The 14,791-nt window shown below is 60.3% G+C and carries 12 protein-coding genes; 3 read left to right on the top strand and 9 right to left on the bottom strand.

The annotated features are described in order from the left end of the window. Positions 1–7: 7 nt before the first annotated feature. The 6 genes from AC3WOY_RS21345 to AC3WOY_RS21320 all read right to left on the bottom strand — a co-directional run bounded on the left by AC3WOY_RS21345 (position 8) and on the right by AC3WOY_RS21320 (position 5,792). Positions 8–346, bottom strand: coding sequence for a hypothetical protein (locus tag AC3WOY_RS21345; RefSeq protein ID WP_492427421.1), 339 nt, complete (start codon positions 344–346; stop codon positions 8–10). 62 nt (positions 347–408) lie between these two features. Continuing rightward, positions 409–828: a type II secretion system protein gene (locus AC3WOY_RS21340; RefSeq protein ID WP_492427419.1), complete on the bottom strand. Its 420-nt coding sequence runs from the start codon at positions 826–828 to the stop codon at positions 409–411. Positions 829–930: 102 nt separating this feature from the next. Further along, positions 931–1,410, bottom strand: coding sequence for a type II secretion system protein (locus AC3WOY_RS21335; RefSeq protein ID WP_492427417.1), 480 nt, complete (start codon positions 1,408–1,410; stop codon positions 931–933). A gap of 104 nt (positions 1,411–1,514) precedes the next feature. After that, positions 1,515–2,741: a type II secretion system F family protein gene (locus tag AC3WOY_RS21330; RefSeq protein ID WP_492427415.1), complete on the bottom strand. Its 1,227-nt coding sequence runs from the start codon at positions 2,739–2,741 to the stop codon at positions 1,515–1,517. A gap of 5 nt (positions 2,742–2,746) precedes the next feature. Further along, positions 2,747–4,450 carry a GspE/PulE family protein gene (locus tag AC3WOY_RS21325; protein WP_492427413.1) on the bottom strand — a complete coding sequence of 568 codons (1,704 nt, stop codon included), beginning with the start codon at positions 4,448–4,450 and terminating at the stop codon, positions 2,747–2,749. A 100-nt stretch (positions 4,451–4,550) separates the two neighbouring features. After that, on the bottom strand, positions 4,551–5,792 hold the full coding sequence (locus AC3WOY_RS21320) for a cystathionine gamma-synthase family protein (protein ID WP_492427411.1): 1,242 nt from the start codon (positions 5,790–5,792) through the stop codon (positions 4,551–4,553). Positions 5,793–6,098: 306 nt separating this feature from the next. Here AC3WOY_RS21320 and AC3WOY_RS21315 point away from each other — a divergent pair, with 306 nt between their 5' ends. The 3 genes from AC3WOY_RS21315 to AC3WOY_RS21305 all read left to right on the top strand — a co-directional run bounded on the left by AC3WOY_RS21315 (position 6,099) and on the right by AC3WOY_RS21305 (position 11,797). After that, positions 6,099–7,949, top strand: a complete 1,851-nt coding sequence (locus tag AC3WOY_RS21315; RefSeq protein WP_492427409.1) for a PAS domain S-box protein — start codon at positions 6,099–6,101, stop codon at positions 7,947–7,949. Between the two features lie 70 nt (positions 7,950–8,019). Further along, positions 8,020–8,496 (top strand): response regulator, encoded by a 477-nt coding sequence (locus tag AC3WOY_RS21310; protein WP_492427407.1) that lies wholly within the window; start codon positions 8,020–8,022, stop codon positions 8,494–8,496. Next, positions 8,474–11,797: an EAL domain-containing protein gene (locus AC3WOY_RS21305; protein ID WP_492427405.1), complete on the top strand. Its 3,324-nt coding sequence runs from the start codon at positions 8,474–8,476 to the stop codon at positions 11,795–11,797. Before AC3WOY_RS21310 ends, AC3WOY_RS21305 begins: the two co-directional genes overlap by 23 nt. Positions 11,798–11,859: 62 nt before the next feature. On the opposite strand, the gene purF is transcribed toward AC3WOY_RS21305, so the two are convergent. The 3 genes from purF to AC3WOY_RS21290 are packed head-to-tail and all read right to left on the bottom strand — an operon-like array spanning position 11,860 to position 14,770. Continuing rightward, positions 11,860–13,377: an amidophosphoribosyltransferase gene (gene purF, locus AC3WOY_RS21300; protein WP_492427403.1), complete on the bottom strand. Its 1,518-nt coding sequence runs from the start codon at positions 13,375–13,377 to the stop codon at positions 11,860–11,862. A 24-nt stretch (positions 13,378–13,401) separates the two neighbouring features. Further along, entirely contained in the window at positions 13,402–13,890 is a 489-nt protein-coding gene (locus AC3WOY_RS21295; protein ID WP_492427401.1) for a CvpA family protein, read from the bottom strand. Between the two features lie 13 nt (positions 13,891–13,903). Further along, complete coding sequence (locus AC3WOY_RS21290) at positions 13,904–14,770, bottom strand: SPOR domain-containing protein (RefSeq protein ID WP_492427399.1); 867 nt, start codon at positions 14,768–14,770, stop codon at positions 13,904–13,906. Positions 14,771–14,791 lie beyond the last annotated feature (21 nt).

Below are 14,791 nucleotides of genomic sequence, written 5' to 3'. Positions count from 1 at the left end.
AGGAAGGTCAGCGTCCGTCGCCAACGAAGACGGCCGCCAGCATGGAAAAGAGCACCTGCTTGACCAGCGTGGGCGCGTAACCCGCCGCGAGCAAATGCTGTTGAAGGGAAAATGCAACGCGCGCGCGACCGATGATGCCGAGTCGATGACGTGCTCGTGCGACGCGAGCGGCTTCAAAGAACTGCTTAAGCGCCGCTTCGGAATTTGCAGCAATTTCCTGCTCGCTCAGTTTCCTGCCCTTCTGATTTTTCTCGGGATGCAGGGGAACGGCTCGCTGAAATTCGGCGAAGAGTCCTTTGCTAATTTCCTGCACGGGCCCTTGAGTTTTTCGCATGTACGGCTCCATAAAAGCCAAAAGGCGCGTCGCACGAATGCGATGCGCCTCTTGAGAGGTTCTAACCTAGTAGATCAGCCAGTGCAGATCAGTGTCGCGTCAGCCGATGTCGCGCTCGCACTATGCGCCGAATTGGAAACGGTAATCGCAATTGCTTGTCCAGCGGCGGTACAGTTCACCGTTGCTGCTGCAGCGGTGACGGTATACCCTGAAGGAACACCACCGACCATAAGGTCACCGGCCATCGCATTGACGGTCACCGTACCGTTGACGCGTGTTCCCTTGGCAGTACCAGCAGCCGCGTACGCTGCATAGTTAATCGAGAACGCCGAGCTCACCGCACCAGAAACACCCTTGATCGCCGCAAGCTCCGCATCCGACTTCAAATCCACAAACTTCGGCAACGCCGTCGCCGCCAGGATACCGAGAATCACAATGACGACGACCAGCTCGATCAACGTAAAACCGCCCTGACTGTTCTTCAATTTCCGCATAGTTTCGTTCCTGAAAGATCGGTAAAGCGCTGCCCTTGCTGTCAACAAGTGTTGCATCGGGTTAAAAATATACCAGAGGAAACACTACCTGCCAAAAGGTATTTACATGCAATTTGCCACTGTTGCGTTCAGTACATAGGTGGGCTGGGTGTTGGTCAGTGCCGGAGGCGTGTAACCGACAGTACAGTCGGTGCCGGTGGTCGCGCCGGTATGGCCACTGTCCGGGGCCGCGATACGCGGCGCGGTCAGCCCAGTGACCACGTAATCGGTGCCCAGCCCGGCAAGCGGGACGATGGAAGCGGCGTCGGGATAACCGTTGACGTAGGTGACCGTCGTGCCCTCGATGATGATGTTCGGAACCGGGGTGCCGTTGAAATTGGCGTCGAAGCCGCGGGTGAGCAGGGTCGCATGGGCCAGTGCGGCAGCGGATCGCACCGAGCCGAGCGCCGCATTCATCTTGGCCAGCCGGGCGTCCGCCTGCAGTGCAGCAAATTTCGGCAGGGCGATGCCGGCAAGCAGGGCCAGGATGGTAATGACGATCACCAGCTCGATCAGGGTGAAGCCGCGTTGCGCTTGTCGCATGGTGTTCCTTTTCCTCATTGCATATTCCTTGAAGGCAAATATAGCCGAGCTTGCAACGATTTTGTGACTTTGTTGTTGGCCGCCCACCTGGATCGCCGGCACTGCTATTTCTTGAATGCCGCCTGCCCCAGATCCCAGATCGGAAGGAATACGCCCAGCGCCAGAATCAGCACAAGGATGCCCAGGCAGAAAATCAGGATCGGCTCGATTTGCGCGGAGAGGGTTTTCAGTTCGTAGTCGACCTCGCGTTCGTACATGTCGGCAATTTCGTCCATCAGGTCGTCAAGGGCGCCCGATTCTTCACCGACAGCCACCATCTGCAGTACCACCGGCGTAAAGACGCCGGTCGTTACGGCGGTGCGCAGGATGCTCTCGCCGCGCTCAACGCCATCGCGCATCTGCTCGATCCGGCTGGTGATATAAGCATTGTCGACTGTCTTTGCGACCACGCTCAGCCCCTGCACGATAGGCACGCCGCTTTTGCTGGACAAGGCAAAACTGCGCGCAAACCGGCCGAGCGTCCCCTTGAGCAGGATCCTGCCGACGATGGGAATGCGCAGCTTGGCCTTATCCCATTTGAACTGCCCCGTGGGCGTGGCGATGTAGGCGCGGATGGCGGTCCCGGCGGCCCCGAGGGCGATCAGGATGGCCGGCCAGTAAGCCACCGTGAAATTCGAGGTATTGATCAGGATTCTCGTCATGATCGGCAACTCGGCGTTGAAGCCGGCATATACCCGTGCAAACGCCGGAATGACGAACAGGTTGATGACCGCAATCGCAATGAACATCACGATCACGACAAAGATCGGGTAACGCAGGGCGGATTTCACCCGGTCCCGCATGTCGCGCTCGAACTCGAGATGGTCGAACAGGTGCAGGAAAACCTCGTCCAGCCGGCCGGTGGTTTCGCCGATGCGCACCATGCTGATATAGAAAGACGAAAATACATCGGGATGACGCCGCATCGCCGCAGACAGTTCGCGCCCGGAATCGAGGGATTCGCGCAGGTCCTTGACGACGCGGGCGAAGCTTTTGTTGATCGCGGATTCCTGTAATCCGGCGAGACCGCGCATGATCGGCACGCCGGCCTTCAGCAGCGTGTACAGCTGGCGGCTGAACAACTGGACGTCGATCGAACGCACCTTCGGCTCCGACAGGCGTGTCCACCAGCTGTCCCCCTTGGCGACGGGCCTGGATGTCTGGACGATTTCGACGGGGGTGATCCCGGTGCTGAAAAGCTGGTCCGCAACGGCATTGCTGTCGGCGCTCTCGAGCACCCCCTGCAGCAGTTCACCGCGGCCGTTACGGCCCTTGTATGCGAAGAATGGCACGTCAGTTAATCATCCTGTTGATTGCTGATGCGCATCGCCTCGGCCACCGTCGTCTTTCCGGCGATGACGAGGGCGACCGCGTGCCGGCGCAGGGTCTGCCCTGCCATCTGCGCCTGCGCGACCTTCATGAAATGGGCGGGGTCATGGTGGCCGGCAGCGTCGGCCACGGCTTCCGTCATTTCCAGCATTTCGTAGACGCCCGTGCGCCCGCGGTATCCGGTGCCGTTGCAGTGCGTGCACCCCCTGCCGTGCAGGTATTTGCGCGCGTCGACGGTATCGCCCAGCTCAGCCTTCAGCCATTCGTGCTCGGTCGGTTTCAGGGCATAGGGTTCGGCGCAGCTTTCGCAGATGACACGGACAAGTCGCTGTGCCAGTACCGCCTGCAAGGAGGTGGTCACCATGTACCGCGGCACGCCCATGTCCAGCAGGCGGACCGGTGTGCTGACCGCGTCGTTGGTATGCAGCGTGGACAGGACAAGGTGGCCGGTCAGCGCGGCGCGCATGCCGATCTGCGCGGTTTCCTGGTCGCGCATTTCGCCGACGAGGATGACGTCCGGGTCCTGGCGCAAGGCGGAACGGAGAACACGCGCGAAGGTCAGTTCGATCTTGTCGTTGACCTGCACCTGGTTGATGCCGGGAAGGCGGTATTCGACCGGGTCTTCGACCGTGATCAGCTTGCGCTCGAGGCTGTTCAGCTCGGCCAGGGCGCCATACAGCGTCGTCGTCTTGCCGCTGCCGGTCGGTCCGGTGACGAGAACGAGGCCGTTCGGACGCTGCAAAATTCCGCGGAAGCGCTTCAGCATGTTCGGCGGCATGCCGATGGAATCCAGCTTGAGCGTGCCTCCGCTCTGGCTGAGCAAACGCATGACGACGGACTCGCCGTACTGTGTCGGCATGGTTGAAATACGGACATCGACGGCCTGCTGCTTGACCTTGATGGCAAAGCGGCCGTCCTGCGGAAGACGCTTTTCCGAGATATCCAGCCCGGAAATCAGTTTGAGACGCAGGGCCAGCGCCTGTGCAATCTTGCTATCGGCCTCGGTCTGCAGGTGCAGGACGCCGTCGATGCGGAAGCGGATCTGCAGCCGGCTTTCCTGCGGTTCGATATGGATATCGGACGCCCTCACCTGCGATGCGTCGTCGAAGACTGATTGCAGGAGCTTGACGACAGGCGCCTCTTCGATGCCCGGCGTGCCGCCGAGACTACCGAAATCGACATAAGTGTCGCCGAGGTCCTGCTCCAGCTCCTTGGCAAAATCGGTGATCTCTTCCGTGCGGCGGTAAATCCGGTCGATCGTCTGCAGCAGTTCGCCTTCGTTGACGACCGCCAGTTCGATGTTCTTGCGGATGGAGCGGGAAATCTCGTCGTACGCGAAAAGGTCGGTCGGGTCGGCCATGCCGATCAGCATGCCGCCCGGCCGGTCCTCCAGCGCAATCGCCCTGAAACGCCGCGCCTGGGTTTCCGGCAACTGCCTCACCACCTCGGCACTGAGGTTGTAGAACTTGAGATTGATGTAGGGGATGTTGAGCTGCTTCGCCAGCGCGCCGGAAATCTGCTCTTCGGTGACGAAGCCGTTCTCGATGAATACACGTCCCAGCTTGCGTCCGGTCCGCTTCTGCTCCGCCAGGGAAAATTGAAGTTGCTCTTCTGAAAGCAGCTTCTGCTGCACCAGGATTTCACCGAGGCGGACCTTCTCGGGCCGGGCCATACGCGCTCCTTACGGACGATAAATCACTCGCGTATTTTAGCCACAATCCACTTTCCGCAGCGAATTGTTTTTATTGGGAAATTAGGCAAGCCGTGGCTTTTCAGCCCTCCAGCGCTTGGCGGAAGTCGTCGAGCAGATCGGCCGTGTCTTCGATGCCAACCGACACGCGAATCAGCGATTCGGCGATGCCCATGCTGGCGCGGCGCTCCGGCCCCATCTCGTAGAAGATGGTGTGTGCGACCGGGATGACCAGCGTGCGGGTATCCCCCAGATTGCTTGCGGGAACACCAAGCTTCAGGCGATTGAGGTAATCGAAGCAGTCGATCCCATCCTTCAGCTCAAAGCTGAACAAACTGCCATACGCGCCGAACAATTCCGTCGCCAGTTTGTGCTGCGGATGCGAAGGCAAGCCGGGGTAGTAGACGGCGGCCACACGGTCGTCCGCTTCCAGCATGCGCGCCAGTGCAAGCGCATTGGCGCATTCGCGCTCCATGCGCAGCGCCATGGTTTCGGCGCCGACGGCGATATGGTGTGCCGCTTCCGGTCCGAGGGAACCGCCAAAGTCGCGCAGGCTTTTCGCGCGGATCTGCGCCATGCCCCATTGTGCCGGCACATAACGCTTGTAGGTGTCGATGATGTTCGGGAATTTGGTCCAGTCGAACAGGCCTGTATCGGTCAGGCTGCCGCCCAGCGCATTGCCATGGCCGCCGATGGACTTGGTGAGCGCGTTGACGACGAGGCTGGCGCCGACCTTCTTCGGGCGGAAGAGGTAGGGCGAAGTCATCGTGTTATCGACGACATAAAGGATGCCGCGGTCGCGGCACAGCTGGCCGATCCGTTTCAGGTCGGCAATCTGCGTGCGCGGATTCGCGATGGTTTCCACGAAGACGAGACGTGTGTTCGGTCTGAGGGCCGCTTCGACATTCGCCACATCCGTCGCGTCCACCATGGATACGTCGACACCTTGTCCGCTGACCGTCTGCCAAAGGCTGTTCGTGTTACCGAAAAGAAATGCCGACGATACAACGTGATCGCCTTCCCGCAGGAGCGCCTGCGTCACGGCGGCGATGGCGGCCATGCCGGTGGAGAAGCAAATGGTGGCCATCCCCTGCTCCATCCGGTTGACCTTTTCTTCCAGCGCGGACACGGTGGGATTGCCCTGCCGGCCGTAGCGGAAGCCCGGCTGCTTGCCCTGGAATACTTCGGCAAGCTGGCGCGCGTCGCGATAGCCGAAGGTCACCGAGGTGTGGATGGGCTTGTGCAGCGAGCCGTGCTCGATCGGCTTCTGGCGGTCGCTGTGGAGGATGGTGGTGGTGAAACCGTATTTCTTTGTATCAGTCATGGCAAACAAAAACCCGTTCAGCAAAAGCTAGAACGGGTTTGGGTGGAATCCGGAACCGTTTTAGCTGCATTTGTTATGGGACTTGACCCGGGCGCCCGCAAGCAGAATCAAATCGGCGCAGGTCTTATCGTAACGCAAATTGGACGTTACGCAAAACCGGCCCGAGTCAAAAGGTGATGCCGAATTATTTTTGCACTAATCCGGCGACCAGTGATCCTAATCAAATAATAGCCGTTTCCTGACACACATTTGTATCGAACAGCTATCGTTCAAGGACGACAAGCTGCTGGGGATTGTTAGAAATTTATGCCGACGGATTTTGAGAACCTGGTACTTCAGGAATCGCCGGACGCGGTTGTGATTGTGAACCTTGACGGAAAAATCGTTCACTGGACGAAAGGAGCGGAGAAGGTTTTCGGTTATGCCAGCGAGGAGGCGATCGGCCAGGCCGCTGCAGCGTTGCTCGTGCCCGCCGAGCGCCAGGAGGAAGAGCTCCGCCTGACCAGGTCGATCCTCGACAATGGAACATACAGCTACGAATCGATCCGCTGCAGGAAGGATGGCTCGCTGGTCTTTGTCGACATTTCCGCGAAATCCGTCCGGGACGAACACGGCGCCCCCGCCTTTATCCTGAGCACTCAGAAGGACGTGACCGCACTGAAGGTGCTGCGCGACGCCAAGCTGCTGGAAACGAAATTCCGGGACCTTCTCGAATCGATGCCGGACGGCATCGTCATGGCCAATTCCACCGGTTATATCGTCCTGGCCAATTCGCAGGCCGAAAAACTGTTTGGCTACCCGGCGGGCGAACTGCGCGGCAAACCCGTGGAGCTGCTGCTGCCGAGCCGTTTCCGTGGCGGGCACGTCGGGCATCGGGGCGGCTATTTCGGGCACCCCCGGCCGCGCGCAATGGGGGCGGGCCTGGAATTGTACGGACTGCGCAAGGACGGCATGGAATTCCCGGTCGAAATCAGCCTCAGCCCGCTGGAAACCGAAGAAGGCACGCTCGTGATGAGCGCAGTGCGCGACATTGGCGAACGCAAGAAGGCGGAGCAGAAGTTCCGTGGCCTGCTTGAATCGGCGCCGGATGCCTTCGTGATCGTCAACCGCCAGGGAGAAATCGTGCTGGTCAATTCGCAGACGGAAAAGCTCTTCGGCTATCCGCGCGAAGAGTTGCTCGGAAAAAAGGTGGACGTCCTGGTACCACGGCGTTTCGGGCACAAGCATCCGGAGTACCGGGCAGGCTTTTTTGAAGAACCGCGCACCCGCGCCATGGGCGCCGGCCTGGAACTGTACGGACGGCGCAAGGACGGCACGGAATTCCCCGTCGAAATCAGCCTCAGCCCGCTGGAAACCGAAGAAGGCATCCTGGTGTCCAGCGCGATCCGGGACATCACGGAGCGCAAGCGCATCGAGCGCGCGCTGTACGAAAAGAATATCGAACTGGAGAAGGCCAACCTGGCGAAAGACCGTTTCCTTGCCAGCATGTCTCACGAGTTGCGCACGCCGCTCAACGCCATCATCGGGTTCACCGGGACACTGCTGATGCGCCTGCCCGGCCCCCTGACGGAAGACCAGGAAAAGCAGTTGCGCACGATCCAGACGAGCGCGAAGCACCTTCTCTCCCTGATCAATGACTTGCTGGACCTGGCGAAGATCGAGTCGGGAAAGGTCCAGCTCCATTGCGAACCGATCGCCTGCGGGAGGCTGATCGCCGATCTGGCGGAAACCCTGTCGCCGCTCGCGCACCAGAAAGGGTTACGCTTTCGCACCGAAATTCCGCAGCAGGACATTACCGTTTTTACCGACCAGCGGGCATTGCGCCAGATCCTGATCAATCTGACCAACAATGCGATCAAATTCACCGACTCCGGCGAAGTACGCATTTCCCTGACAGAGCGCCATCGTGACGGGACAAGTACGGCGAGCATCATCGTGACGGACACAGGCGCAGGCATCAAGGCCGAAGACCACGCCAAGCTGTTCCAGGCCTTCACGCAACTTGACTCGACGTCGACAAAGCGCTTCGAAGGAACGGGCCTGGGCCTGTACCTGTGCCAGAAGCTGACCGATCTGATCGGCGGCACGCTGTCGCTGCAAAGCCGGCACGGGGAAGGCAGCGCCTTTACCCTGACCTTGCCGAAGGAGGCGGGATGATCGTCCGGAAAAATCCGCTTTTGGAAGGCGCCCCGCGCCTCGGACACTGACCGGCATGGAGGAAGCACGATTGCCGACACGAATCCTAGTAGTCGAAGACAACCCGGCCAACATGGAGCTCATGACCTATCTGCTGAAGGCGCATGGGTATACCCTTCTGACAGCCACGGATGGCGAAAGCGGGCTGGCGGTTGCGTCCAGGGAGCAACCTGACCTCATCCTCTGCGACGTGCACCTTCCCCAGCTGGACGGGTACGGCGTCGTCCGGGTCCTCAAACGTACCCCTTCCCTGCGCGGCATTCCCGCCGTCGCGGTGACGGCCCTTGCCATGGTCGGCGACCGTGACAAGCTGATTGAGGCAGGATTCGACGGTTATATCAGCAAGCCGATCGAACCGGAAAATTTCGTCGCCGAGATAGAACGATTCCTGCCCGGCAGTGCACGATTTCTTCAGCGAACAGTCGAACCGGGTGTGTCGGCCAACGAGACAGGAACATGCCAGCACCAGGAAAAGAGGAGACAAGATGGCGACCATACTGATCGTTGACGACCATGTCCTGAACCGCCAATTCCTGATGGTTCTGCTTGGTTACAGCGGTCACAGCCTGATCGAGGCGGCAGACGGCGCGGAGGGCCTCGACCTTGCCTGCGCACGGCAGCCGGACCTGGTCATTGCCGATATCCTGATGCCGAACATGGACGGGTTTGAATTCGTTACCCGATTGCGGGCCATTCCCTCCATTGCCGGCACGCCCGTCATCTTCTATACCGCCGCCTATCATGAACGCGAAGCCAGCCTGATGGCCATGGCCTGCGGCGTGCAATGGGTGCTTCCGAAGCCATCCGACCCTGACCTGATTCTCAAGACGGTGCATGAAGCACTGGGAATGCCGGCCAAGCCCCTGCCCTACCCTGCCATCCAGCCAGAACAGACGCGGCTGAACGGGCTAGACAACCAGTTGAGCGAATATCTGGTTGAACTGGAGACGAGCAGCCATCTCATGTCGGAGCTGGTCAACAACGGCAGCGATACGGCTACGGATATCGAGAGCCTGCAACAGGTCGTGCAGCGCCTGTCCAAGGCCTTGTCCAGCCTGCAGGCGGTAAGCCTGCGGCTGACGGCATTGATCGAGCTGGGCATTGAACTGGCATCCGAGCGCAATCCGCAACGCCTGCTGGCAAGCAGTTGCCGGGTGGTGCAGGATATCTGTGTCGCAAAGTATGCGGCAGTCGGCATCCTGGCGGACGATCGAAGCCGTCTCGAACATTACGTCATGCGCGGCATGGACGAGACGGCACTGGCGCAGATGCCATGGCCCTCGCCCCGTGATGGAGTGCTCGGCGACAGCCTCGCCGCGCGCGTGCCGAAACGGATTGTTGCCCATGGCATCAATGCAGCTTCGCTCGGTCTTCCCCCAGAGCATCCACCCGTCAATTCGATCCTGGTCGCGCCGATCGTCTCCCAGGAAATGGCCTTTGGATGGCTGTATCTGGTGGACAAGCTCGGCGCTGTCGAATTCAGCGAAGTCGACGAGCGCGCCGCAGCGACGGTGGCAGCGCAACTCGCGGTGGTCTACGAAAATCTCCAGCTGTACGGTGCGATCGAAAGGCAACATGGCCAATTGAAGCTCGAGGTAGGCGACCGCAAGCGCGCACAGGAAGCATTGCGCAGGACACTACGCGCACGCACGGTGATGGCCGAATGCAATCATGTCATGGTCCATGCAACCGATGAGATGGGCCTGCTCAAGGACATGTGCCGCACTGTGGTGGAAGCCGGCGGGTACAGGATGGCGCGCATCGACTACCTGGAGGACGATGGCAGCGCAACGCAGGTTGCGTGCGCGGAAATGGCCGGCAGCGCCACGGCCGGGAACGGATCGATGAGCCACCGGCCAGACGCAGCGATGCCAAGCACACGCCCTTGGGTCGTCATCGACGTGGCCGGCAATCCGGCGGCAACTGGAGACAAGCGGCTTATCCATGAACAGGATCTCGCGGTATCCCTGCCGCTCAAGAAGCAGGACGAGGTTTTCGGCGTGCTGACGATCTTCGAGTCTCCGCCGAACAAGTTCGATACCGAACAGATCGCGATGCTCGAGGAACTCGCTGACGACATTTCCTACGGTGTGGTCAGCCTGCGAACGAAAGCCGCGCGCGAGCAGGCAGAGTTTGCCCTGCGGGCGACCGAGGAGAAACTGTCCAGCATCCTGGATTCGATCGACAACGTGGTGTGGTCCATGACGGACAAGGAATTCATCTACCTGAACTCCATGGTCGAGCGGATCTACGGACGCCCGGTCGATCACTTTTACGAGGACAGGGAGCTTTGGTTCAAGGCCATTCATCCCGAGGACCGGGATGCGGCCATCGAGTCGCACAACCGCCTGGTCCGTTCCACAAGCTTTACCCAGGAGTACCGTATCGTCCGCCCGGACGGAAAGATCCGCTGGATAGAGGAGCGTGCGCGCGCAATACGGAACGAGAAAGGACAGCTGCAGCGCGTCGACGGCATTGCCATCGATATCAGCGAGCGCAAGGCCTACGAGGCGCGCATCGAGTACCTGGCGGGCCATGACGCCCTGACCAGCCTCGCCAACCGGAACCTGCTCGGCGACCGCATCACCCAGGCCATGGCGCATGCGCGCCGCAACGGACTTCTGCTGGCCTTGCTGTTCCTGGACCTGGACCGCTTCAAGGGCGTCAACGACAGCTTCGGCCACGAACTCGGCGATTCTCTGCTGCTGGAAGTCTCGCGCCGTCTCAAGCAGGTCATCCGGGAAGGCGACACTGTGGCGCGCCAGGGCGGCGACGAATTCATCATCCTGCTCACTGACATCCAGCAACCGCAAGACGTCACGGTCGTCACCGGCAAGATTTTCGAGGCATTCCAGGCGCCCTTTCTCATCCGCGGCCATGAGCTGTTCGTGTCCACGAGCATCGGCGCGACCATTTTTCCGGACGACGGCGAGGATATGCAATCGCTGCTGCGCAATGCCGACATCGCCATGTACCGTGCCAAGGAAGAGCGCGGAAACGCTTTCCAGTTCTACTCGCGGGAAATGAGCGTGCGCGCGCTCGAGCGGGCGGAGCTGGAAAGCGCGTTGCGCCGCGCGCTCGACCGGAAGGAATTCGAACTCTTCTACCAGCCCAAGGTGGAAGCGACCAGCGGACGCATCATCGGCGCTGAAGCACTGATCCGCTGGAACCATCCCGAGATGGGGCTGGTCTCGCCGACCCGCTTCATCCCGATGGCGGAGGAGATCGGCCTCATCGTCCCGATTGGCGACTGGGTGCTGCATACAGCCTGCGCGCAGAACAAGGCATGGCAGGATGCGGGCCTGCCGCCAATTTCCATTTCGATCAATCTGTCCGCCCGCCAGTTCCATCAGGAGAACCTGGTGGAATCGGTGGCCGCCGCGCTGCACGACATGGGACTGGAGGCTCACCATCTGGAACTGGAACTGACCGAGAGCATCGTGATGAACAGCGCCGAACTGTTTGTGACCAAGCTCAAGGAGCTCGAAGACCTCGGCGTCCAGCTGTCGATCGACGACTTCGGCACCGGTTACTCCAGCCTGAGCTACCTGAAGCGCTTTCCGCTGCATCACCTCAAGATCGACCAGTCCTTCGTGCGCGACATCGCCACCGATGCGGACGATGCGGCGATCACCAGCACGGTGATTTCGCTGGGACATAGCCTGAACCTGAAAGTCATTGCGGAAGGGGTCGAGACCGAAGAGCAGGTTACCTTCCTCCGCGATCACAATTGCGACGAAATGCAGGGCTATTACTTCAGCAAGCCACTGCCCGCCAGGGAATTCGCATCCCTGCTTCAGCAGACTTGAGAAACAAACAAAAAGGCCCGCGGCGCTCTCGCGCAGCGGGCCTTTTTGCACTCAGTCGGAGATCAGTCGACGCGTGCCAGATTCAGGTTCAACTGGGAGCGCACTGCATCCTCGCTGACCGGTTTCGGATTGTTGCGTGCGAATTCGATACGATCCAGGTAGTCGCGCGAAATATCGCCGGTCACATACATGCCGTCGAAGCAGGAAGCTTCGAAATTCCTCAGCGCCGGGTTGACGTCGGAAATCGAGCGCTTGAGAGCGTCGACATCCTGGTACACAAGCGCATCAGCCGTGATTTCGCGGCAAACCTCTTCTTCCGTACGGCCGTAGGCGATCAGCTCGTTACGTGTCGGCATGTCGATGCCGTACACGTTCGGGAATTTCACCGGCGGTGCAGCGGACGCGAAGATCACGCGCTTGGCGCCCGAATCACGTGCCATCTGCACGATTTCACGGCTGGTCGTGCCGCGAACGATGGAGTCATCCACCAGCAGCACGCTCTTGCCCTTGAACTCGCTGCTGATCGCATTGAGCTTCTGGCGCACCGACTTCTTGCGCTCCGCCTGGCCGGGCATGATGAAGGTACGGCCGATGTAGCGGTTCTTGATGAAGCCTTCGCGGTAGTCGAGATTGAGTTTCAGCGCCAGTTCCATTGCCGCCGGGCGGGAGGAATCGGGGATCGGCATCACCACGTCGATGTCGCCGGCGGACATTTCGCGGCTGATCTTCTCGGCAAGGTACTCGCCCATCTTCAGGCGCGTCGCATAGACGGATGCGCCGTCGATGACGGAATCGGGACGCGCCAGGTACACGAATTCGAATGCGCAGGGATTGAGCACCGGATTGTCGGCGCACTGCTGGTTGTACAGCTTGCCTTCGAGGTCGATAAAAATCGCTTCGCCCGGCATCACATCGCGCAGGAAGCGGAAGCCAAGACCTTCGAGCGCCACGGATTCGCTGGCCAGCATGTATTCCGGGCCCTTGTCGGTGTCGTTGAAACCGATGCACAGCGGACGGATGCCGAACGGGTCACGGAAGGCCAGCAAGCCGTAGCCTGCAATCTGCGCCACCACGGCATAGGAGCCGCGCACGCGCTTGTGCAGCATCGACACCGCCTTGAACAGCGCCGACGGATCCAGCGAATAGCCAGTGGTCGCCTGCTGGATTTCATGCGCCAGCACATTCAGCAGCACTTCCGAATCGGAGTCGGTATTGATGTGGCGGCGGTCGTTCTGGAACATCTCGATCTTGAGCTGTTCCCAGTTCGTCAGGTTGCCATTGTGCGCGAGGATGATGCCGAAGGGCGCGTTCACGTAGAACGGCTGCGCCTCTTCCTCGCTGTCGGAACCTGCGGTCGGGTAGCGCACCTGGCCGATACCGGCATTGCCGGGCAGCGAACGCATGTTGCGCGTACGGAATACGTCGCGCACCAGGCCGTTGGCCTTGTGCATGGAGAATGTATTGCCGTGGTTGGTTGCGATACCGGCTGCATCCTGTCCGCGATGCTGGAGCAGCAGCAGCGCGTCATAGATCAACTGGTTGACCGGGCCGTGGGAAACAACGCCAACAATGCCACACATGGTGGACTCCTTACTTAAGCAAATTCAAAACTGTACATGCCGCGCGAAATCGCCCGGCAGAAAAGGCTTCACAGTGCGCGCGGCGGTTTCCGCCAGCGGGCTGAACAGCGCCTCTTTCCAGAACGGCTGCTGCGGAATCGCCGTCATGCCGCACAACAGGACGGCCGCCAGGACGATCACTACGCCACGCCCCAAGCCGAACAGACCGCCAAGGCCGCGATCCGCGAGCGTGAGGCCGCTCGCCTTGATCACCGCATCGATGGCCATCGTCAGCAACATCATCAGTAGGCGCACGCCGATAAACAATGCAATGAATGCCACGATCAGCCGGGTCGTGCTGCCGGGCACCATATCGGGCAGCAGCCTCGCCAGTTCCTCGCCATACGCATTGGCCACGACAAAGGACACCACCCAGCTCAACAACGACAGGATTTCCTTGACCAGGCCGCGCATTGTGCTGATGACAACCGAGCAGACCAGCACGAACACCACCAGATAATCGAAGATTGTCACGGCGCGCGAAAAATCAAGCAGGCACCAGAGTGCCGTTCAATCCGAGCTTGACGATCTTTGCCTTGGCCTTTTCCGCCTCTTCCTTGCTGGCGAACGGGCCTACGCGGATACGGGTACGGTCGCCCGAGGCGGTCGCGATCTTTTCGGTGTAAGACTTGATGCCGGCGCTCTTGAGCTTGTCTTGCAGTTCATCGACCTTTTCCTTGGTCGCGAGTGCCGCCACCTGGATGACGTATTTTCCGGGCTTTTTCTCGGCTGCCTTCGGGTCCGGCTTGCCATCAAGAAGCGCCTTGGCGCGTGCGGCGTCATCGGTCTTGTCGGATTTATCATGCGTGTCGGCGGACTTGGGCTCGGCCTTCGCGATCACCGGGGATGCCATCTTGTCGCTTGCCTTGGGCGCGGCATCGGCAGCCTTCGCATCGTCCTTTGCCTTGGCCGGCTCGGCTGCTGCGTGCGCTTCCTTTTCAGCCGGTGCAGGCGCTTCGACAACCTCTTCCTTCGCGTCGAGCGATGCGGATGCGGCGATTTTCGAGGCGGAAGGCGTGTCCGTGCGGGCAATCGCACCCGCGGCGGGCTTGTCCTTGGAGGGAATCTGGATCGCGATATCGTCGGCCAGCGGCTTCGGCTCGGAGTCGAGCACCATGGGCAAACCGATCACGGCCGCCAGCACCAGCGCCACGGCGCCAATCAGGCGGCGGCGGGCGCGTTTCTTTTCTGGCAATACGGGATCGAGCGCTTCGTCTTCACGGCTTTCCTTGCTGCCGCGGCGCTTGGCACGGCTGCGTACGGCCTTGGAATCCTCCTCGGCACGCGAATAAAAGGTGCTTTCCCCAGAGGCCGATTCCTGCTTGTTTTTGCGAAGGAACGAGAACAAGCTCATGCGATAAAAATGAAGTCCGTC

Source organism: Noviherbaspirillum sp. FW303-A3, from assembly GCF_058788695.1.
Note: the sequence above shows the minus strand (reverse complement) of the source record. Positions and strands in the feature narration are given on the sequence as shown.